The 24,031-nt window shown below is 28.0% G+C and carries 20 protein-coding genes; all 20 read left to right on the forward strand.

From position 1 onward, the window contains the following. Positions 1–215: 215 nt before the first annotated feature. A complete protein-coding gene (locus tag HBE96_RS07575) occupies positions 216–761 on the forward strand; it encodes a sigma-70 family RNA polymerase sigma factor (protein ID WP_169297157.1) in 546 nt (181 codons plus the stop codon). Further along, positions 761–2,080: a DUF4179 domain-containing protein gene (locus HBE96_RS07580; protein ID WP_169297158.1), complete on the forward strand. Its 1,320-nt coding sequence runs from the start codon at positions 761–763 to the stop codon at positions 2,078–2,080. The genes HBE96_RS07575 and HBE96_RS07580 overlap by 1 nt, the downstream gene beginning before the upstream one ends. 177 nt (positions 2,081–2,257) lie before the next feature. Next, positions 2,258–3,781: a sensor histidine kinase gene (locus HBE96_RS07585; protein ID WP_169297159.1), complete on the forward strand. Its 1,524-nt coding sequence runs from the start codon at positions 2,258–2,260 to the stop codon at positions 3,779–3,781. A 126-nt stretch (positions 3,782–3,907) separates the two neighbouring features. Next, entirely contained in the window at positions 3,908–4,810 is a 903-nt protein-coding gene (locus tag HBE96_RS07590; RefSeq protein WP_169297160.1) for a glycerophosphodiester phosphodiesterase family protein, read from the forward strand. 275 nt (positions 4,811–5,085) lie between these two features. Beyond that, on the forward strand, positions 5,086–5,748 hold the full coding sequence (locus HBE96_RS07595) for a TetR family transcriptional regulator (RefSeq protein ID WP_169297161.1): 663 nt from the start codon (positions 5,086–5,088) through the stop codon (positions 5,746–5,748). A 19-nt stretch (positions 5,749–5,767) separates the two neighbouring features. After that, positions 5,768–6,745 (forward strand): EFR1 family ferrodoxin, encoded by a 978-nt coding sequence (locus tag HBE96_RS07600; RefSeq protein ID WP_169297162.1) that lies wholly within the window; start codon positions 5,768–5,770, stop codon positions 6,743–6,745. A gap of 95 nt (positions 6,746–6,840) precedes the next feature. Continuing rightward, positions 6,841–7,707, forward strand: coding sequence for a DUF4037 domain-containing protein (locus tag HBE96_RS07605; RefSeq protein WP_169297163.1), 867 nt, complete (start codon positions 6,841–6,843; stop codon positions 7,705–7,707). Between the two features lie 340 nt (positions 7,708–8,047). Then, positions 8,048–10,165, forward strand: coding sequence for a M6 family metallopeptidase (locus HBE96_RS07610; RefSeq protein ID WP_169297164.1), 2,118 nt, complete (start codon positions 8,048–8,050; stop codon positions 10,163–10,165). Between the two features lie 613 nt (positions 10,166–10,778). Beyond that, entirely contained in the window at positions 10,779–12,503 is a 1,725-nt protein-coding gene (gene abc-f / locus HBE96_RS07615) for a ribosomal protection-like ABC-F family protein (RefSeq protein WP_169297165.1), read from the forward strand. A gap of 462 nt (positions 12,504–12,965) precedes the next feature. Next, positions 12,966–13,895 (forward strand): DUF4910 domain-containing protein, encoded by a 930-nt coding sequence (locus HBE96_RS07620; protein ID WP_169297166.1) that lies wholly within the window; start codon positions 12,966–12,968, stop codon positions 13,893–13,895. Between the two features lie 191 nt (positions 13,896–14,086). Continuing rightward, a complete protein-coding gene (locus tag HBE96_RS07625) occupies positions 14,087–15,235 on the forward strand; it encodes an MFS transporter (RefSeq protein WP_169297167.1) in 1,149 nt (382 codons plus the stop codon). Between the two features lie 92 nt (positions 15,236–15,327). Continuing rightward, entirely contained in the window at positions 15,328–16,020 is a 693-nt protein-coding gene (locus HBE96_RS07630; protein WP_169297168.1) for a GNAT family N-acetyltransferase, read from the forward strand. A 267-nt stretch (positions 16,021–16,287) separates the two neighbouring features. Further along, positions 16,288–17,532: a nuclear transport factor 2 family protein gene (locus tag HBE96_RS07635; RefSeq protein WP_169297169.1), complete on the forward strand. Its 1,245-nt coding sequence runs from the start codon at positions 16,288–16,290 to the stop codon at positions 17,530–17,532. Positions 17,533–17,561: 29 nt separating this feature from the next. Continuing rightward, positions 17,562–18,359: a class I SAM-dependent methyltransferase gene (locus HBE96_RS07640; protein WP_169297170.1), complete on the forward strand. Its 798-nt coding sequence runs from the start codon at positions 17,562–17,564 to the stop codon at positions 18,357–18,359. Positions 18,360–18,376: 17 nt separating this feature from the next. Further along, a complete protein-coding gene (locus tag HBE96_RS07645; RefSeq protein ID WP_169297171.1) occupies positions 18,377–18,769 on the forward strand; it encodes an NUDIX domain-containing protein in 393 nt (130 codons plus the stop codon). Between the two features lie 89 nt (positions 18,770–18,858). Then, positions 18,859–19,638 carry a hypothetical protein gene (locus HBE96_RS07650; RefSeq protein ID WP_169297172.1) on the forward strand — a complete coding sequence of 260 codons (780 nt, stop codon included), beginning with the start codon at positions 18,859–18,861 and terminating at the stop codon, positions 19,636–19,638. Positions 19,639–19,801: 163 nt separating this feature from the next. After that, positions 19,802–20,362, forward strand: a complete 561-nt coding sequence (locus tag HBE96_RS07655; protein WP_169297173.1) for a GNAT family N-acetyltransferase — start codon at positions 19,802–19,804, stop codon at positions 20,360–20,362. Positions 20,363–20,472: 110 nt separating this feature from the next. Beyond that, positions 20,473–21,249, forward strand: coding sequence for a class I SAM-dependent methyltransferase (locus HBE96_RS07660; RefSeq protein WP_169297174.1), 777 nt, complete (start codon positions 20,473–20,475; stop codon positions 21,247–21,249). 159 nt (positions 21,250–21,408) lie between these two features. Continuing rightward, the gene (locus HBE96_RS07665; RefSeq protein ID WP_169297175.1) at positions 21,409–22,227 is read left to right on the forward strand and encodes a sugar nucleotide-binding protein; all 819 of its coding nucleotides are present in this window, start codon (positions 21,409–21,411) and stop codon (positions 22,225–22,227) included. 290 nt (positions 22,228–22,517) lie between these two features. Continuing rightward, on the forward strand, positions 22,518–23,219 hold the full coding sequence (locus HBE96_RS07670; protein ID WP_169297176.1) for a 4Fe-4S double cluster binding domain-containing protein: 702 nt from the start codon (positions 22,518–22,520) through the stop codon (positions 23,217–23,219). Positions 23,220–24,031: the final 812 nt, after the last annotated feature.

Raw genomic sequence — 24,031 nt, forward strand, 5'->3', positions numbered from 1 at the left:
ATTATTAATTTGATTTAATACATGTATATCTTTGAGGTAATAAAGAAAGAAAACTTACAAGTTTACTGTTATTATCCTTCTTTTTTTGGTTTTATTGTAGTACTATAATTGGAAAAGTAACAAATTTTCAATTATATATGTTAAGTTTTATCCGATAGATTTTATGATTATCTACGTTTATATAGATGAAGGTACCTTTAGAAAGGATGTATAAGATGATAAATAAAGACAATTTTATTGAAGGGCTAAGGCGTAAAGATTTAAAAGCTCTAGATTATTTAGTGGATAACTATTCTGATTTAGGATTAAAGGTTAGTTTCAGTGTTTTAAATAATAGGCAGCTTAGTGAAGAATGTACTAATGATGTTTTACTTAAGGTTTGGGATAACATAGCTTTCTTTAAGGGAAGCAGTGAAGATTTTGGTAAATGGTTTGCAGTTATAACTAAAAGACAAGCAATAGATGTACTAAGAAAAGAAAAAAGACATAGTAATAGCTTGGAATTAAAAGAAGATTTAGCTTATAGTACTTGTGATAATGTTTTTGAAGAAGTACATAAGAAGTTACAGGAAGAAGCTTTAAAGTCTAATCTAGAAATGCTAGATGAAGCTAGTAAAGAAATAATTGTTAGACGCTATTTAAAAGAAGAGAGTTTAGATGAAATAAGCGCTAACTTAGGAATAAATAAAAGTGCCATAAGCAATAGGCTTTTGAGAATTAGGAAAAAGCTAAAACACGTATTTATGGGAGGTAAATTATAATGGCAAATGATTTTATGAATATAGATTTAGAACACATAGATTTAGCAGAATATGATTCTATGAAAATAAGTTTTTCTAAGGAAGAAAAAGAAAATATAAAAAAGAGTTTAAGAAAAAAGATTACAAAGAGAAAAAGTAGGTTGAAAAGAAGTGCTTTAGGAGCTATAGCAGCTTCAGTAGCAATAGCAGCAGTGCTATTTTATAATGGAGGCAGTGTAGTAGCAAAGGTATTACCTGTATTTGATAAAATATATGTAGGTCTAGGATTTAAACCGGAGTATTTACCATCTTCTGCTTACATAGGAAAGACTTATGAAGAGAATGGTGTAAAGGTTACTTTAGAAAATATTGTAGTAACAAAACATGTTATAAAGGTGGCTTTAAAGACGGAGTATGGCGATAAGTGGTCAAAATCAAAGAAGCCTTTAGTGTTCTTTGGTTATAAAATTAATGGAGAAGCTTTAAAAACTGGTTCCTTTGGCGGATCAAAAAATATTGATAAAAATACAGAGCTTAAAGTTCTTAATTTTCCTGAAACAGATAGGGAGTATCCCAGCAAGTTAAACTTTAAAATAGAAGCCACTAGTGATGCTTTTAGTAAGTCATTAGTATGGGACATAAAGGGAGATTTTTCAAAGAATTTTGAGGAAGACATTGAGAAACAGGTAACTATGTCTAAGGATATAGGAATAAATATTAAGCATATTGAAGCCAATCCTTTTGGAGCTATTATTGGCAGTAACAAGTGGATGGATGGTTTTTATCTCAAGATAGATAATAAGATTTATCCTATATTTGGAGGAGGAAGCGGAAAGGATGACAATTTTTATACCTTTGTAGAGAATATAAATTACAATACTATTAAAGATTGTAATAACATTTCAGTTGTAAAGCATACTAAAAAAGAAATAAAAGATGATGTATTTAAGAATATGACAAAGGAAGAAAATATAGCGTACTGTGATAAATTAGAAAAAGAATTTGATAAACTTCCTAAAAAAGAGGATCAAGGCATAATTTATACAAAAGAAACTACCTTTAAGAATGGAAAAAAAGCTGAAATTTATAATGTGGAGAGAAAAGGTGGAAAGCTTCATGTCTATATTAAAGGTGATGATAAAAAACAGGTATTTAGTATGCTTTCACATTTATATACCAGCACAGGTATAGGAGTTCAAAGTATAGAGGACACTGGTGATGGATATTGCATAGAATTTGATGATATATCAAAGGATAAGGTAACAATTAAGATGGAGATTGGTATATTAGATTGTGATGGAGATTATAGTGAAGAAGAGTCAAAACTTATATTAAAATAGATTCAAGGATTTTGGTAATAAAAGCGTGAATGCAAGAGTATAAATTCATTCACGCTTTAATATTTACAAAAACATAGTTGAAGTATTATTATATATTGAATAGATAAAATTTTATATAAAGATAATAATATTTTAAGTACCATTAAGAGCGCTATTATATTATAAGGTTGTGATAAGATGAAAAAAGTGAGTAATTTGGTAAAAGGGAAAAGTTTAAGGTGGAAATTAGTATCTAGATTTATTTTAATATTAGTACTGCTTTTTATTATAATGGAAATATTTCAATATGTCACATTAGAACAATATTTATATGGAAGTAAAGAGCAAATATTAGATGCAAGATTTCATAATATGGATATAAAAACGTTAAAAAGCATAAAAACATCAAAAGATGTTATAGAAAATGCCAATAAACTTATTAATATGACTGTTGATACTAATATGGGTGCAGCAGTTATTGATGTAAATGGTAATTGCATAGCAAGCAGTACAGTTCAAGTTGGTAATAATAGACATAATTCAAATGATTCCTTAGATTTAGGAAGAAGAAGAGGTGAACCTGTATCAAATCCTTTATTATCGCAAAATGAGTATAAGGATTTGCTTAAACAAAAAGGAACCTTAGAAGGATATAGATTGGTTAAAGATGAAAATGGTAATCTACAAATAGTTGGATTTAGAAAGATAGGTAATATTAATTCACCTTTAGGAATAATACAACTAAGTTTATCAGCAAGTCCCATACAAGATTTAATATACAGGCAAGCATATATTTATATAGTAGCATCTATTTTAGTACTAATTATCGGAGCTATAATTGGAGGAAAGGTATTTAAATATACTTTAAATCCTCTATATAAAATGACAGATACTGTGGAGTATATTGATGTAGAACAATTAAATATGCGTTTACCAATAGATAATGGACAAATTGAAATAGATAGCTTGTCAATAGCTTTTAATAATATGCTTCAAAGAATAGAAAGTTCTTTTAATAAAGAACAAGAAATTAAGGAGCAGATGAGACAATTCCTTTCAGATGCTTCTCATGAATTAAGAACACCATTAACCTCTATACATGGTTTTGTTGAGGTATTATTAAGAGGAGCTGCTAAAGATGAGAAAAAACTAGATTTAGCACTAAATAGTATTTTAATGGAAAGTGAAAGATTATCAAAGTTAGTAAATGATTTATTAATGTTAAATAGATTAGATCAGCATATATCACAAAAAATGAATATAGAAGATTTAAGTGATATCGTCAAAGAAATCTCATCACAGCTTAATATATTAGCTAATAAAAGAAATATTAAATTTAATCTAAAAGAAAATATAAATGTAATTGCAGATAGAAACCAAATTAAACAGGTAATTTTTAATTTAGTACAAAATGCTGTGAGACATACAGATGAAAAAAAAGGAGAAATTGTTATTACTGTTGATAGGGTGTTAAACTTTTCAGAAGGTTATGCGATAATTAGTGTTAAGGATAATGGAACTGGAATTTCAAAAGAGTATATTAACAAGATTTTTGATAGGTTCTTTAGAATAGAATCACATAGGGCTAGAGCACAAGGGGGTTATGGATTAGGTTTGTCTATAGTGAAATCAATAGTTGATGCACATAATGGTAAAATTGAAATTGATAGTGAACCTGGAAAAGGAACAACTTTTTCTGTTTATATAAAATTAAAAGATTAAATTAAGATTTTGCTGTTATAATATATATCAAGAGATTTGCATAAATGTAGTCTGTGAATATTTAATTTTATTCATATATAATTTTTTTAATCATTACAACATTAAAGAATATACGGAGTTGATAAAGTGAAAAGTAAATTCTATAAAATTTGTTTAATTCTTGTGATTGTAATGTCAATTACTTCAATTAGCATTAGTGAATATAAAAAGAACTTACAAAAAAATAGTGATAAAACTATTTTAGTTAAAAATGTTTCCAATAAATCAGAAAATAATAAAAATTTTTTAAAAGATACATTAGAAGTTGAAAATGTGAAGGTAATTGCTCATAGAGCACAGTGTTTTGCAGAACCAGAAAATTCTTTAAAAGCAATTCAAAGTTCAATAAACTCTAAAGTGAATTATGCGGAAATTGATGTTCAAGAAACTAAAGATGGAGTAATAGTATTAATGCATGATAGAAATCTTAGAAGACTTACTGGTTTAAATAAAAATGTGGATGAAGTAAATTTCGATGAAATTGAAAAATTAAATATAAGAGCACCTTTTCATAAGGGTGGGGTGGAAAAAATTCCTACGTTAGATGAAGTGATTAAGAAAAGTAATGGCAAGTTAAAGATAATAATAGAAATAAAGCCTTACGGAAATACTGAAGATCTTACTAATAAAGTAGTTAAAATTATTGATGATAATAATTTTGTTAATCAATGCAAGGTTCATTCAGTAAATTATAAAATTTTATTGGATGTTAAAAGTTTAAATCCTAATATACAGACAGGTTATATAGTTAGCAGACCTATGAATAATTTAGATTCACTAAATGTAAATTTTTATAGTGTACAGGAAAATGCTATAAGTAGAAAAATGGTAAGTAATATTCACAGGAGAAATAAAGAGATATATGCGTGGACTGTTGATAGAAAAATGGACATAAATAACATGATAAAATTAAATGTTGATGGAATTATATCAGATAAACCTCCATTGTTATTAAAAATGAAAAAGGAGAATAAAGTTTACAAAATATAAATTAAAAAACGTTGTTTAACTAAAAATTCAAATTTTAGAAAGCTTATTTTATTTTACTAATAGATGTATTAAGACGATAATTTCCAAAGTTTAAAATTTTATTTAATAAACACATAAGATTTTCCTCATCGGGTACATTTACTTTTAATAATAACAACAAACAATATAACAATATTTTTATAAGTATTGTTATATTGTTTTTTTATTACAAATGTGGTATTGTTATTTTAAGATGACTGGTCAAAATAAAATAATTATATATTAGGAGGAAGTATATGCCTAAAGTTGGAATGGAACCTATAAGAAGAAGTCAAATAATTAATTCAACACTAGAGTGTATTTGCATGGTAGGAATAGAAAAAATGTCATTAGGTATGGTAGCAAAAGAAGCTGATTGCTCTAAGGGTGTTGTTAGTTACTATTTTAAAAGTAAGGATAATCTTATTCTTGAAGCTTTTAGAGCATTTTTAAGTTACTATAATACAAAGATAAACAGTGAAGTGAGAAAGGATATGACACCCTTTGAAATTCTTCAAATAGTTCAGAAAAATGCTTTGCCAGAGTATTATAACCTTAATAAGGAAGCTGAACTTAAATTAAATGTATCAGAAATTAATGGAGTAGAGTTGATGCATATACCTCCTGCAAAGAAAGCTAAATTATTTGTAAGTTTTTTTTCAAGAGTAATGATAGATACAAATTTACAGAAAGTTTTACAAGAAGTATATAAAGGTGATTTTAATGGAATTTCATCAATTATTCATTATGGAAATAAAGCTGGTGATTTTAAAGAAACAGATATAAATAAGTCTGCTTATGCAGTAATGGCATTGTATATAGGAATAAGTATGCTTAGAGTAGTTGGTTTTAAACCGGAAGAAGTTAATGATGATATTGATGTATTTTGGAGTGTTGTAAATAGCATGTTTGGTAAATGATGAAAGGAGAGTATTATTCATGTGTAAATATCTTATTCATTATTTTTCAGGAACAGGAAATACCTATCATATGGTTAAAACAATAGAAAGTCAATTAAGAAGTATGGGCTTTGAAGTAGATTTATTAAATATTGAAAAAGATAAGGATGTAAATTTAAATGATTACGAACTTCATATATTTTGTTTCCCTGTTTATGGATTTGGCACTCCTTCAATTATGCTAAAGTATATTTCAAAGATTAAATCTTCAAATGAATGCAAGGCAGTGGTTTTGTGTACCTCTGCTGGAGCTGAGGGGCAATCATTAAGTCACGTTAAACGTATATTAGATAAAAAAGGTTTTAAAGTGTTTTTCACAGATATGGTTGTTTATACTTATAACTTTACTCAAATTTTAAATCCACAAAGTAAAGAAGTAGAAGAACGAGCATTTAAAGATGCAGAAGCTGCCATAATAGAAATAACCAAAAGAATAGTTAACAATGAAGAAAGTTTTAAGAAAATAAATATTATAGCATTAACATTGAGCTGGGTTATTTTTATTATGTTTATTAATTTAGGAAGAAGGATTTTAGGTAAAACATTTATAGCAGATGATGCTTGTATTAATTGTGGTAAATGTGAGAAGGCTTGTCCAGCAAAAGTAATAAGTATGCATAATGGAAAACCTAAATGGAGTAGTAATTGTGAAAGCTGTCAAAGATGTATTAATACATGTCCTAAAAAATCAATTCAGTTATCTATAGTAAAGTTAGCTATTTTCATAATTTCAGAATTAGCACCAATTTTAATAATAATAGATATAAATAATTATATGTATCATTTACCTGTCATAATAAATATAGTCTTATATTGTGCAATGTTTGTAATAAGTACTGTTATAGCAAGTATATTAATTTCTTTAATGGAAAGGTTGCACATATTTAAAAAAGTATTTAACATTAGTTATACTAAAAGATATAGAAGAAATATAGCAAAAGGTTTTAATATTAAGTAAAGTTGATACGGTATTACAAGTATTTACTTGATATACATTTAATGGTGAATTAATGATTTATATAGTATAATTATGTGGGATAGGGGGAGATGGTTTTGGATAAAAATATGTTTAATGCAGAATGTGAAGATAGAATTAAGGTAGCAAAAGAAATTGCTGGTAAATGTTCATTAGAATATGGAAAGGAAATTATTATTGTTGGATCTGTTTCAAGGAATCTTGCAGATGAAAATTCTGATATTGAAATAGAATTTTTAGTAAACGATTTAATACCAGAAGAGGATAGAATTAATTGGATTAAACAAATAGAAGGAACAGATATATATTCATATGGTGCACCAATAGGGGACGGTTCAGTATGGATAATATTTAAGTACAAAGATTATTGGATTGAAGCAGGATGGCAAACTATTATTAGTATGAAAAATAACATAGATTCAATTGCAGTGGGTAAAGTATGTACTCATGATAAACTTATTCTTGCTTCAACATTTAGAGATGCAATTTCTATAAGAGATAATGGTATATTAAGAGATGTACAAGAGCAATTGAAGCTTTATCCAGAAAAGCTTGAAAAAGATATTATACTAAACACAATTAAACCTTGGACTATAGATTTGTCAATAGAAGCTAGAAAGATGCTCTCTAAAAGAGGGGACAAAATGCCATTTCTTGAAAGAATGATACCAGACATTCAAAAGATTTTGAGAATTTTATATGCAGTAAATAGACAGTGGGAACCAGATTGGAAATGGACAAAATATATAGTTAGTAATCTAAAGATAAAACCGGAAAACTTAGAAGAGAGAATAGATTCTATTCTATGTATAAAAGATACTAGAGAAAATTTAAATAATTGTTTTGAATTAATAAGAGACACATTATTTCTTATACCAAAAGAGCTTGAACTAGGTGATATAGTTTCACATATTATAAAAAATATTGATACTAAAATAGTTTAGAATATAATAAAGAGATGCACAACTATTTGAAATTGAATGAGCCTATATCTTTTTAGATTCTAACGAGTGAAACTATATGCCAGGATAAACAATTCATATGTATTTCTAATAGAAAAAGTGAATAGCTAAATCAATATATTATATTTTTTTATTGTATACTAATAAATTTATTATAATCCCTTAAACTTAGGTTTGTGGGATTTTTTTATACTGCTTTGAAATGCTTACGAAGAAAGTCAAGCAAATGGTAAAAAATGGTTGAAATCACAAGGTAAATAATGTAAAATTATAAATGAGCTGTATATTTTTATCACAACAGGTACAAAAAAGGAGGGGGAAAATGAATAAGAAAAAAATTTCAACACTAGTGCTTTCAGGTCTATTAGCTTTAGGCATGATAGTAACGAATGGAGCTAATCCAGTATCGGTAAAAGCCTCTACAAATGATAAATATAATACCAGTAGATATGGTGAAACATTAGATGTAGACCCAATACTTAAAGCACAGGACACCGATCCTAATGGTAGAGCCAAGGTGGAGCAGGACATACTTAACTCTGCAAAAGGTATTAATCTAAATGATACTTCTGCAGCTAAGGCTGATACAAGTAATCCTAATTTTACCTATGATGGAGGAACTAAGTGGTTTTTAGCTTATGATAATGTAAAAGGTGATTATCTTAAAAAATTTACATTAAGAAGTATAAATGATAAGGTTGAAGTTTGGGTAGCTGATGATTTAAGCTTTGGAAAAGGTGACAGTAGACCTGCACATGTAGTAAACCAGGAACAAGTAGATAAGCTTAAAAATGAATTTAGTAATAACATATTGACTAAAGATACGGAGTTCTTTGGTATGCCTAAATCAAGAACTGGTTCTAATGCAGTTTTACCTGGTAAGTTAGGACTTCCTAAGGATTATTATGTGCCTGTAGATGGAAAAGAAAGATTTATGATGCTTGTGGATAACTTTAAAGATGAAAATTATTATGATCCAAGCTATCCATTTTATGTTGCAGGTTTCTTCTCACCAACTTTTGCTAGTTACCTTGATAGAAATATAATTAACATAGATAGTGCAAAATGGGATCAAAGGTTAGCAAGTAATGATATATATGGTACAATAGCTCATGAATTCCAGCACCTAATTCATAATGATAATGATAATGGTGAGGAGACTTGGATAAATGAAGGAATGTCAGATTTTGCACAGTATTTATGTGGTTATGGTCATAATTGGGGACATGTAAATTATTTCTTAGACCATCCAGAAAATTCATTAGTACAATGGGATGAGTACTATAACTCAAAAACTGGTCCTGAAACTTTAGGCGATTATGGACAGGCATATTTGTTCCAATTGTATTTATATGATCACTTTGGCAAAGACTTTATAAAAGATCTTGCTAAAGATACTGATCATGGTATAGTTAGTATGAATAAAATGCTTGCTAAGTATAATACAGGAATAGACTTTGCTGAGTTATTCAGAAGATTTTCTGTAGCTGTTGCAATAGACAGCAAGGACCCTGGAAAAGGAATATATAATTTCAAAAGCATAGATGCAAAAGTTAATTATGCTGCAGCAAAAGAACATGAAAAATTAGGAGTTCCTGCTTGGGGCGCCGATTATATTAAATTAGACGGTGGAAAAGATATAAAAGACATATTATTTAATGGAGTTAGTTTTGTTCGTAATCCTAATCCTTGGCAAGTAGCAAATGATCCAAAAGGATCTTCGGATAAAGTTATATGGGGAAATAAAGTTGATGATAATGATAATAAGATAGCTTTTGAAGCTGATCTTACATCTGTAAAAAATGCAACTCTTAAATTCGATAATTATTATGATATTGAAGAAACATGGGATTACGGTATGGTTCAAGTATCTACTGATGAAGGAAAGACTTGGACTAGTCTAGCTAATAAGAATACAAGAAGTGAATTTAGTACTAACGGCAGAGATTCAATTAAGAAGAACTTACCAGGATTCACAGGAACTAATGGCAGTTGGAATCAAGAACAGTTTGATTTGACACCTTATGTTGGTAAAAAAGTGCTTATCTGCTTCAGATATATGACTGATGATGGTACTACAAAGCAAGGGTGGTTTATAAAAAACATATCTATACCAGAAATAGGATATAAAAATTCCTGCGATAATACCAACAATTTTGCTGATTTAGAAAAGATATTAGGTCAATATGCAGACTATCAGGTTACTTTTATTAATGAGAAACAAGATGCAGATAAAGTTACTAGAATGAGTTATAGAGTTAAATCTTTAAATCCTTTTAGTCTAGAGAGTAGTGATGCTATAAAATTAAAGAAATCCCTTACTGCTCATAACAATTATATGATAATATGGTATGCTGCTCCAACAGGTAAAAAGGGAGTTGCTGACTGTGATTATAAGATAATAAAGAAAGAACCAAAACAAAATAAGACAAATCATTAGAATTCAATTAGGCATCTGAAAGAAAATAACAATTTCAATATGCGACGTATACTTTTTGTAAGACAAGGACACAGGTTCCGCAGATAGTTTAAGCTATCTAAGGGTTCTGTGGACGCAGTATTACAAAAAGTAGACTAGCATATTGACTTGTTATTTTTTTGAAGGTGCCTAAAAACCTGAGATTTACTCAGGTCTTTAATTTTTTTTAATATGTATTTATTTTTATGAAAAGTTTGATATAATAAGTAGTATGAAAAGAAAATTTTGGAGGAATAGTTTGATGAAAATTAATGTTCTTAAATAATTCAATTTAATATTTGTGTAGAAGAAGTGTTATTTGTAGTTAGCTTTATTTAAGTCGCCTTCTTTTTCATTTTGAATTTTAAGAACAAAGGCATTATGTTAGACCTTCATATTTAACTAGTATATTAGCCATGCTCTTTAGCATGGCTTTTATTTTTAAGGTTGCAAATGGGCTTAGTGTTCAGTTGCAGCCTTTTTGTGTTAATTTAATAAAGAAATGTTTTAATAAAATGAAAGAGAGGACTAAAAAAATGAAGATTAAGAATTTTACACAAGTAAGAAATTATAATGAATTGATGGAGGAATTTTTATGGCAATATTATTATCCTGTAGAGAAATTAAAAAAGATTTTGGTGAAACAAATATACTAAATAATATTAGTTTTGATATTACAGTAGGAGAAAGAATTGGTCTAGTTGGTCTTAATGGGGCTGGAAAGACTACTCTGGCAAATATTATAGCTGGAAGAATGTATATAGATAGCGGCAATATTTGCTGGCATAAAAAGTCTGTTAATATAGGTTATCTTAAGCAGGAATCAGGGTATGTAGAGAATTTATTTGATGAAGGTAATATAAAAGATTATCTTTACACTTCAAGTATATTGGCTTTAAAGAAGGTTTGTGATTGGAATGATACAAAGCTTAAGAATTTAAGTGGTGGAGAAAAGACAAAACTTTCTCTTTCGCAAATATGGTCTAAGAATCCTGATTTTTTAATTCTCGATGAACCTACAAATCATCTTGATTATCAGGGTGTTAAGTGGTTGATTAAGGAACTAAAAAAGTATAAAGGTACAGTACTTGTTATTTCGCATGATAGATATTTTCTGGATGAATGTGTAACTAGGATTATTGAAATTGAGAATAATACCTTGCAGGAATACAGTGGAAACTATAGTTTTTACAGAGAAGAGAAAAAAAGAAGATATGAAAGTCAGCTTAATCAATATTTTAGGCAAGAAGAAATGAAAAAAAAGATTAATTATCAAATAAATACCTTGAAGAATTGGTCTGCTAAAGCTCATAGAGAAGCACCTGCAAAGGCAATAGCTGCTGGAAATAAAAAAGGTGGTAAAGAATTTCTTAGAACAAAGGCAAAAAAGATGGATATTCAAATAAAATCAAGAATTAAAAGACTTGAAAAGATTGAAATACAAGGAGTAGAAAAGCCAAAGGAAGAGAGCAAAATAGATTTTAAGTTAAAGTCTGCAGTGCTAAAAGGAAACAGAATAATTGAAGCTTCAGATATTGTTAAGGCTTTTGATGATAAGCTGCTCTTTAAAAAAAGTTCCTTTTATGTTCAAAGAGGTGAGAAGGTTGGAATTTTTGGAGAGAATGGCTGTGGAAAGACAACACTCCTTAAACTTTTAATGGGTATTGAAAAAGTGGATAAGGGAGATATATTTTTTAGCTCATCAGTAAGACTTGGATATCTAAGCCAGGATATTAGACATCTTGATATGAAAAAGAAGGTGCTGGATTACTTTGAGATTTATTCAAGAGAGCAAAGAAGAAAACTTCAAACCATACTATTTAATATGGGTTTTAGTGAAGAAATGCTGAAGCAATCTCTAGGATCTTTAAGCTTAGGTGAACTTACTAGGCTTAGAATTACAGATTTAATAATTAAGGAATGTGACCTTCTTATACTTGATGAACCACTTAATCATCTAGATCTTTACAGCAGGGAGAAATTAGAAGATGTGCTTGTAAACTACAACGGAACAATTCTTTTAATATCTCATGATAGATATATGATGGAGAGAATATGCAATAAGCTTTTAGTTTTTGAAAATAAAAAGGTTAGGAGACAGGAGCTTGGACTTAAAGAGTTTTTAGAAAATAAATATGTTTCTAAGAAGGATTGTCTAAAAGGGTTAAAGGAGAAAAAGATGCTAATTGAAAATGAAATTTCTTATGTATTAGGTGAGTTGTGTAAGCATGATAAGGGAACTTGCGAATATGTGGAAATGGATTTAAGATTTAAAGAATTAATTAATAGAAAAAAGGAAATAGAGGAATCTGAAAAGTAAATGCTAGATTTAATTATGGTGAAAATGTATCAAGTGATTCTTAGACTCAGGTGGAGTTTGCTTGTGAGGAATACCTCTCTACATCTGAGTCTTAGAAGAACTTATCCAGGCGCGTAGCAGTGCTTATCCACCACTTAAAGAAGATGGGGGTATTAGCAATGGTAGCGATCGGATAAAAATATTTCATAAATAATAAGTAAGGATAATACTCAGATAATGAGAATTATCCTTATTTTTTATTATTAGGGTATAGTAACTTAGAAAATCAAAAATATATGGAAATTAATAGAAAAGGTATTACTAAATATGGTATAATTGTAAGTGCTATAACTATAGGTGAAAATAAAATATAAATTAAAGATTACAAAAATTGGCGATATATATTAAGATAATGTAAAAATTCAATTGCTTAGTTAGGTAATATGGAAGAATTAAAAGATAAAATAAGGATGGTTTAATTGTATGTATAATAAAATGATTAAAAGAACATTTAATAGGAAAACATATATAATTTTAATAGTAATATCTTTATTAATATTTTCTCAGGTTTGTGAGGGGTGTAGTTTTTTTAATAACAAAGAAAAATTGACAGCTAGTAACAGTAAAAAAATAACCTTATCAGATGAAAAAACTATGATGGATACTATTAATTCGATATGTACTGTTAGTAGAGCAATTGGTTCAAGTGGTGAGAAAAAAACTTGTGAAGTTTTAAAAAAACAAATACAATCTTATGGATATGAAACTCAAGTTCAAATGGTTCCTTATGAATATCGTGAGCAAGATCAGGAAAAAACAGGAGAAAGTCAAAATTTAATTGCAATTAAAAAGGGTACTTCAAAACACAGTAAAGGTACAATTATTGTTAGTGCTCATTATGATTGTGAAGAAAATTCTATAGGAGCAAATGACAATGCTTCTGGAGTTGCTGTAGTTATGGAAGTAGCTAGGCTATTAAATAAATCATCTAATGATTATGAAGTACGATTTATTCTTTTTGGAGGTGAAGAATTAGCATCTACCGGTTCAAGATACTACATAAGTCAGTTATCAGATAATGATAGAAAAAATATAAAAGCCAATATAAACATAGATTCAATAGCACAAAAAGATCATGTTAACCCATGCATTTTTACAGTAAGTGGTAAGGGTAACTTTGCAACAACATTATTAAAAAATAATTCTAAAAATAAAGATATAATTTTAAAAAAAATGAATCGTGAAAGAAGTGATTATGTTGTATTTGATAAATGTGGAATTCCATCATTATGTATAGGACAAAGTTATGATGAAAATTTGAACATAAATGGACCACAAGATAAAATTTCAATTATAGATAAAACAAAACTTAAATTAGTTGCGGATATGATTATAACAGCAATGAGTAAGTAAATAGAAAACTTAAAATTACTATATATTTGGATATAATTAAATATATAGCAAAATAAGATTGAAAGAATTTAATATTTAAGGAGAGAAATAAATGTATAGACCGATTTAATACACAGTAAAGTTACAATATATTTTTTTAAAACCTTAAAAAAAAGGTTTTTTTGTTGTGTAATTTTGGAGGTGTATTAAAATTGAATAAAAAGGTCAACATTTATTTAATGTATACTATTATATTCTTACAGGGATTAGTTTTTTATGGTCCTGTTGCTACAGTATATAGACAAAATAGAAATTTATCTTTATCTAATATATTCATAATAGAGTCTATATCATGGATATTAATGATTGTTTTTGAAATTCCCTGGGGATGGTTTGCAGATAAATTCGGGTATAAGAAAACACTTGTTATTTCAAATTTTATATTCTTCATATCGAAAATAGTTTTTTACAAAGCTTATTCCTTTGAAATGTTCTTTTTAGAACGAGTGTTATTATCAGTATCTTTAGCGGGAATTTCAGGTTGTGACACTGCTTTGATATATTCATCAGTTAAAGAAGAGGAAAGTGAAAAAGTATTTGGAATATATAATGCACTTTCAAATGTCGGTTATTTAATTGCGTCAATTATTTTTTCAATACTGATTAAGAAGTCTATGGATAGTACTGCATTTTGGACTATTATACCCTATGCAGTAGCAGCAATATTAACTTTGTTTATAAAAGAAGTTAATGTGAAACGTGAAGAAAAAACTAGTTTTAAGCAAAGTTTATTAACTGCTTTAAAAAATAAAAGCATTATAATTTTAGTGGTTTCTTTTGCCTTAATAAATGAAGTGGTTCAGGCAGTTAGTGTATTTTTAAATCAATCACAATATTTGAGAAGTGGAATAAATATTAAATATTTTGGGGTATTAGCAGTTGTTATGCAAATAGCCCGATTAAGTTCATTTAAATCCTATAAATTTAGCAGTAAGTTGGGTAAAGATAGAAGTATTCAAATTTTATATATTATTATTGGCATATGTTGTACAACACTTGTATTTACAGCTAATGCTACAATAACTATACTTTCAATAATTATTATATGTGGCAGTGAAGCTGTAATTTATCCTATGATTTTGGAGATTGAAAACAGAAGTATAAATAATGTTGATAGGGCAACTCTTTTATCAGTATTTGCTGTGTTTGGGGATATAACTGCTGCAGGAGCAAATGTGATTATTGGGAAGACAGCAGATATTTCCGTATCATCATCATTTATAACTTGTGTAGTTATGTGTGTATGTGCTTATATATTATTGTTTGTTTATAAAAATGAAAGCAAAAGATTAAAAGAATAATTAGGTAAAGTAAAAGACACGAATTAAGCTATAACTTTAGCATATACTAAGGTTTTACAATAAGGAAACGTAGGTTTGAAGGTGAGGAAGTAATGAGAGATAGAGCAATTGTATATTTATCACAAAATCCACTGCTTCATATGGGAATGATTGAGGCAATACGCAGAAGTACATCAGATATATTGTATGCTGAAAATGATGGTGTGTTAATAAAAGAAGAAAAAAGTGGTGCATATATGATATCTGTGAAAAGTTTAAAAAAGGGTAAAGAACTGATAAAGCAAATATCAAAATGTAACCTTATAGTTGCACATCAAAAGTATATGGTGGATTGTATATTAAACAAATTCGGGCTAACTGAAAAAATTGAATGTGTTCAAGCAGTGTATATGGATAAAGTTAAGCTTTATATAGGAGAAGAATTAGAAATAAGGCAATTAGAAGAGAATCAAATAAAAGTAGTATTAGAACATTATGATAAACTATCTAATGATGAAATTGAGGAAATTTTGAGAAATGGAAGCTTGTTTGGTGGATATAAGGATGGCACACTTATAGGTTTTGTAGGAAATCATTTGGAAGGAAGTATGGGACTATTAGAGGTATTTCCTGAGTATAGGCATTTAGGATATGGTACAATACTTGAAAGTTTTATAGTAAACAAAACTCTTGAAAAAGGTTTGGTACCTTTCGGACAGATTGAAATAGACAATGAAAAATCAATAGCACTACAAAATAAATTAGGATTTAAAATATCAAAGGATAGATTATATTGGATGTATTAAAGTGGAAGATAAAAAACTTAAAATCTTATTAATATGATATGAGTTATAGGAAAAAGCGCTAATCTTGTGAGGATTGGTGCTTTTTTCTTTATTATCAGTTTTTGTGCGTATCAAAGAAAGTTAATGGAGAACATGGAAGTTAGTAGATGGAATCTAATAAAGTATGATATAATTGTAATTATAGGTAAAAACAGTAAATAAAATAAAGATACTAAAATTGAGCGATTTATTTAAGTCCTATACAGGGGGATAGGGAGGAGTTTAAGAATGGATAATTTTGGAGTACAGTATTCAAACAAACCACCAAGAATAACTTTTGAAAAATATAATACATTACAAAAGCATAATAAGGAGATTTCGGAGATTAAAGAAGTTCTTTGTAGATTACAGGCAGGATACACAAAAAGAGACATAGAAAAGATTGATGATTTTGTTAAAGAACTTTTTATAATGAAAGATGACACCTGTATTATTGGTACTGGAACAGGCGAACTGTTTTTAGGCATTGATCAAGTGAAAACATTGATTAAAAATGATTGGGAATATTGGGGGGACGTTAATCTAGATTTAGAAAATGTACACATTGATTATAAGAATGAAGTTGCTTGGGTTGCTACAACAGGTACAATTAGATATACTTTTGAAGATACACAAGAAAAGTATGATAATTATCTTAATTTTATCAAAAATAAGATTGAAAATCCTGAATTTACACCAAAGCAAAAAATTACCTTTATTAACTGGGTTTTGGCCTTAACATATCATCAACGTTTAGAGAAAAAAAGAGAATACTTATGGTCTTTACGATTAAGTGGAGTTCTCTTAAAATATGATAATAAGTGGAAATTTTCTCATATCCAATTTTCTATGCCAAAAGCAAATTTTCCTGATGAACGTTTTGAAAACTCTAAAGAATATCTTGAAAGTTATAATAAGCAGAATGAAATTGTAGATAAATACTTGGATAATCAGATAGATATAGAAGTAAAATCATTGATGATAAGTTTAGAAAAGGAGTTGGTTGGTCAAAAAGATATTTCAAGAGAATTGGTGAATAAATATTTTGTAACAGAGAATATTCCTTATATTATTGGGCCGGATAATCAGTGGTGTATTGGAATAGATCAAATAAAAGAATTTTTTTCTGTAAACAATAATTCTATTCTTTCCTTAGATTTAGAACATGCTATTGCTTCAAATCAAAGTGGAATTACATGGTTTACTGCTTGTGGTATATTAAAGCAAAACTTAACAGAGGATGAACTTTCTGCACGTGTTTTAGGTGAAATAGAAAGTTTGTTTCAATCGGATCTTACATCAAAAGAGAAACTCTTCGCTATACATAGAAGTGTAGCATATGTACTAAAAGAAAGCGCTACAGGTCAAGATTATACATGTCCTATTAGGCTTACAGCAGTAATTTCAAAATATATGGAAAGACTTGTTTTTCAACAGATTCATTTTTCATTTCCATTCTATTGGATATTTGAAGGGAAAATGGATAGTTTTTAAGTTGATTTTTCTTAGATAGGGGTGAATTTATGAATAATGTTGTAAGTTTTTATGAAAAGTATGATGAGGAAGCTAGACTTACTAGCAACAATGCAAGAAAAGTTGAGTTTTATGTAACGACTACTATTTTAAATCAATATATAAAAGGACATAGTAAAATTCTTGAATTAGGTGCAGGAACAGGAGTTTATTCCTTTTATTATGCAGACAGAGAAAATGATGTTCTTGCTACAGATATAACACCAAAGCATATAGGTATTATTAAGCAAAAATTAAGTAAAAGAAAAAATAGTATTAATCTATCTACAGAAGTTTTAGATGCTGCTAATTTAAGTAATTATAAATCCGAAAGTTTTGATGTAGTATTGTGTCTTGGTCCTATGTATCATCTTACTAATGCATTGCATAGGGAGAAGTGTATTAAGGAGTCTTTAAGAGTATTAAAAAAGAATGGTATATTAGCAATTGCCTACATAAACAAGCATTTTGTACTTAATACAATTATGACGAAAGATAAAAAGTTTCTTACAAATAATTTTATTGAGAAAGTTTTAAATACAGGTGTTATTAAAGAAGGACAAAAAGAGTGCTTTTGGACAGATGCTTTTTTTACAACCCCAATAGAAATGGAATCATTTATTACAAAACTTAATACTCAAATTATTGATCATGTTGGAACTGATGGATTAAGCCCATTCTTGAAAGATTTTGTAGATAATATGAATGAAAAGGAGTATTCTGTATGGCTTAACTACAGTTTAAATAGTTGTAGAGAAAAAAGTATTTTAGGAATGAGCAATCATGGACTATTGATATGTAAAAAGTAAATTTATGGAGGGTTGAAGTGGACACATATATAGGTTGTTCAATAATTATTTATGATAATGATAATAAAGTTTTAATAGCGAGAAGAAGTAGCACAAAGAAGAAATTCCCACTTATGTGGGAAACCATAGGTGGAGCATTGGAAAATAATGAAACAGCAGAAGAATGTATCCGTAGGGAGGTAATGGAGGAAATTAATTGCAACATCTTTGATTTAAAACTGTTTAAATATTATATTATAAATGAAGACAATAGATATATTTTGATTGTATATACGGGTAAAATAAATGAACAAATACAGCATAATTCAGAGATAGAACAAGTTAGATGGATTGATAAATTAGAAGTTGAAAAGTATGATTTTTGTGGGAATGATCTTGAAAAACTATTGGATTACTTCAGTATTAATTAACATATGAGAGATTGAAAATATTCTTATGTGGAAACTCATGTGCAATTTTTGTAAACTAAAACTTGTTTTAAAAGAGGGGGGGAATGATAGTGAAAGAAATTAATATCTATAAATTTGATAATAATGTGAAGGTTCATTATACAAAAAACAAGGTATCATTACATCAAGAGTATCGTGATAATATGGAAATATATTGGAAGTCATTGTTGAAAAGTGGTAAAAAATTTTTTAGAGGAGATGTTTTTACTATTACAAACATAAATTATCATGAACAAAGTATAGATATATATGTGGAATTGACTGATTATGCACACTTTTTATATACCTTGGATAGGGGTATGTTTGATGAGAAGGACTGTAGAGTAATTTATACTTCTGTATTGATAGAAACCTGTGATGGCAAGTTTGTTATAGGTGAGATGAATAGAGATACATTTGCTCCGAAAAAGCTGCAATTTGTAGGAGGTGGAATAGATAAAGATGATATAGATGGAGATTTGCTGGACTTAGAGCATAATATTCGAAAAGAAATTTTTGAAGAGTTAGGTTTAGATACATATGATAAGAATATTACAAAAGATTTTAGACCATATTTTTTAAAAGATGGAGGAAAATCAAATTTTTTATCTGCTGTTTTTAAACTTGATTTGTTTTTGAATGAAGTAGAACTTGTAGACAGATTTCATAAATTTAGCGAAGAATTAATTAGTCAAGGGATAAGTCCAGAATTAAATTCTTTGATATTAATCAAAGCGGAACAAAAATCAGTTGAGAATTTTATTAACAACGATTTAAGGGAAAAAGATGAAAATCTTATTCCAATATTAAAGGCAGCTATTGGGTTATATAACATTAAAAATCTTTATTAATGAAAAATTAGTTTATTAAAACAATGATAAGTCAAGCAATCTTATTAAGAAAAATGCTTTTGAATATAAAGGAATGGAAGAAGATTTTTACTGCTATGCAAGTGTAATTTAAGACGAAGATAATTTATATTAAGTGAATTATGAATTTTTAGGGGGAGTTTTTATGTTAAAACATACTGGAACAAAAATAATAGAAACTCAAAGGCTTATATTGAGACGGTTTAAAAATGAAGATGCTGCGGATATGTTTAATAATTGGGCTTCTGATGATGAGGTTACTAGATATGTTTCCTGGCAAACCCATAGTGACATTGAAGTAAGTAAAAAAGTACTTAAAATGTGGATTGATGAATATAGTAGCCAAGAAAATTATAATTGGGCAATAGAAATAAAAGAAAATGGAAGTGTAGTTGGTTCTATTGCACTTATGAATATAGACAATAATATTGAAAACTGTGAGATTGGTTATTGCATAAGTAAGGCCTTTTGGAACAAAGGGATAACAACTGAAGCTTTTTCTGCGGTGATTAATTTTGCTTTTAACGAAGTAGGGTTTGAACGTATAACCGGACGTCATCATGTTGACAATACAGCTTCTGGACGAGTCATGGAAAAGTGTGGTTTGAAATATGAAGGTACTTTAAGAAAGATACATAGGATTAATACTGGTTCACTAGTAGACTGTAAATATTATTCAATATTAAAAGAAGAATATGTAGATTAGTATAACAATGGTTATATTTTTGATTATTAATAAGTCATGCTTTTCTTATATTGATGAACAATTGTAATTTATAACGTAACTAATAATATGAATAGAGAGGTGTATATAATATGAGTAACTGGGCTGTAACAACAGAGGAAAGTAAAAAGAGATGGGATAAAAATGCTGACTTTTGGGATAAGAAAATGGGGGAACACAGCAATAAATTTCATAGAGAAATCGTTAGACCATCAACAGAAGAATTATTAGAGGTAAGTGAAGGTGAAGAAATATTAGATATTGCATGTGGCAATGGTAACTTTTCAAAAAGATTGGTTGATTTAGGAGCTAAAGTAACTGCGTTTGATTATAGTGTTAATTTAATAGAAAATGCTAAAAAAAGGTGTTCTTTATATTTAGATAAAATTGAATTTAAAGTTATAGATGCAACAAACTATAATCAGCTTATTGAATTAGGGATTGAACATTTTGATAAAGCTGTAGCAAATATGGCCTTAATGGATATTGCTGATATTGAACCGTTGCTTAGCGCAGTTTATAAATTATTGAAGCCAAAAGGAGTATTTGTATTCTCTATTATGCATCCATGTTTTCAATCACCTAAAATGAGAAAAGTTGTTGAAACAGAGGATTTAGGTGAAAAGGTAGAGACTAGAAATTCAATTCAAATATTTAATTACATAACGCCTCAATGCTATGAAGGTAGTGCAATAGTAGGACAACCAGTTTCACAATTATATTATCATAGGTCATTATCAGAACTACTTGAACAAAGCTTTAAAGCTGGTTTTGTAGTTACTGGTGTCAAAGAACCTGTGTTTAGCACAGATGAAATGGATTGGACGGAAATACCACCTGCACTTATTATTAGATTGAAAAAGTATTAAAGACTTATATGATTACAAATAAATTATATAGATTAAATTTAAATTATAATCTTCTTATTTGGCGAACTTATTAATATGATGTTATAAGTAGAAAATAATATAAAAAGAAAAGAGGTGAGTTTTAGTGGGAGTATTATAAATTCTCACTAAAGGTAGTCTATGAACAAGGTTTTAGTTATAGGTGGAAGCGGGTGTGTAGGAAAAGCAATAGTTGCTAAAATGAATAAATGTGATGAATTTGATGTTTATGCAACATACTTTAATAATCCAATTCCATTGAATGAAAATAAAAGCTTTAAACTAAATATTGAAGATGTTAATAACATAAATGATATATTAAACTTTCTAAAACCTAATATTGTAGTATCATGTTTAAGGGGAAATTATGATAAACAATTAATTGTTCATACAAAAATTGCTGAATATCTAAGAAAAAATCATGGTAGATTATATTTTTGTTCCACTACAAATGTTTTTGACAGTGATTTTAGCAGAGCCCATTATGAAGATGATTCGCCAAATTCCATTACTGAATATGGGCAATTTAAAATAGAATGTGAAAACATAATTACTGAAATATTACATCATAACGCTTGCATATTAAGGCTTCCTCAAGTTTGGGGAAAAGATTCTCCAAGAATGAAAGAGTTATTAAATCTACTGAACAATAATGAAAAGAGCATCGTTTATCCTAAGTTAATTATAAATACTATTACTGATGTAATGATAGCAGAGAAAGTATTTTATATAATTAAGTATGATTTAAAGGGGATTTTTCATTTAGCAGCGGAGGATGTAATTAACTATAAAGATTTTTATAATGAGTTAATAATAGGGTTAGGATTCAGTGAAGCTAGAATAGAAGAAAATTTTAAAGAAGAAGGGTACTTTGCAATATTATCAAAGAGAAATAATGGATTTCCTGATCAGTTAAGATTAACAAATAAATCGATGATTACTTATTTAATTAATTCATAGTTTGATATAGATTTTCGAATTATATGCTTTATGTACAATTAAAAAACATTTAAATTATAATAGTTAGGTGAAGCAGGATATTTAAAATATACTACTTTACCTTTGTTTTTAGTAAAGTAGTACTTAAATCTTTTTAATGAAAATTAGGTTGAAAATAAAAAGTTTAAGGAGTATAATACTTACTTTAAAAGTTAAATTATGTTTAATAATATAAATTCGTACAAATTTTTAAGCAAAGAAATTTTGAATTCTATTTATAAACAATTTTAATTGGAAAAGGGGATGTTTTCGTGTTTGAAGAAAGTATACAAAAAATATTAGATAACTTTATGATTGACTATTATGGAGTGGCAGATATAAGTGAATATGAAAGTGAAATTGTGAAATATGGAGGGGAGCTTGTAGCTGGATATCCAAGAGCTATTTCAATGGGAATTGTATTTCCATCTACTATTGTTGAACATTTAAATGATTGTAATAACACTGTTAAAATAGAATATGATCACTGTTATGAAGTTATAAATAATAGGCTAGATAATGTAGCTTCAATAATAAGTTCTTATATAAATAAAGAAGGATATAGGGCTCTGCCAATATCTGCAGCAGAAAGAGTAAATAGTGATTATATAAATGCAGCATTTTCACATAAGATTGCAGCAAGATTAGCTGGACACGGATGGATAGGCAAAAACTGTCTTTTAATAACACCAGATCATGGTCCAAGAGTAAGGTGGATAAGCATATTAACTGATGCACCATTAAGTGTTACAGGCAAAAAAATTGAGCAAAGATGTGGAAGCTGTATGGCTTGTGTGAAAATATGCCCAACTAAATCACTTCATGGTAGAAATTATAAAGAAGGTGAGGAACGTGAAGAAAGATTTGATGTGAAAAAATGTGATAAGTATTTTAATGAAATGAAAAATGATGAGAAAGTACCTGTATGCGGTATGTGTTTATATGTATGCCCTTATGGTAGAAAGAAAGATTAAAAGGGTGTTATTTAGTATATTTTAAAATAATATTTAGAATGAAACTTATTATGAAATGAAAAATTTTAGCTTTTAATTTATAATATTTAATTTTTTTCAGTTATTCATAAAATGTTAAAAAAATGTACATAAACATGCAACAAAAATTACACAAGAATGTAACAATTACTATATATAATAATGAGTATACTAAGGAAATAAAACTTAGAGAAAAAATAGAATATAATAAGTCCCCCTTATTATAGATATATTTTGTTTTAAATAAGCACTGGTGAATAACACTGGTGCTCATTTAATTTGACTATTTGTTTATTTACTTATGATACTTTTAATAATAATCATAAAAATTAAATAGAAATCTTTAAAAAACCAAAAAAGTATACAAGAATAGTTAAAGTAATTGCATAAATAAGTAAGGCCAGCAACTTGGGGTGTTTGTCTAAAGAATTTGTATTAAGTTTTTGAGAATTGACTTGTAGGAACCAATAAAAAATAAAAAGCGGACAAAAACTTAATAATAGGTCCAATCCTGGAATGGTATCAAGTTTTTGTAGTATATAATCTTGGATTGTAACTATAAAACTAATCATAATCCAAAATATAAAAGTGGAAATAACATTATATAAAATATATTCAAATAAATTCAAGTTCCTTTTATCATATTCAAATATCAATAAATATCCCTCACTTTATAATTCAATCTTTATATATTATTATTATGAGCATATATAAGAAATATGATATGAAGGATTAACTAGGGACAAAGTTTTTGTATGCAGCATGACTCTAATCATATATTAAATAACACAGAT

The organism is Clostridium muellerianum, assembly GCF_012926525.1.
Lineage (GTDB): Bacteria > Bacillota > Clostridia > Clostridiales > Clostridiaceae > Clostridium_AM > Clostridium_AM muellerianum.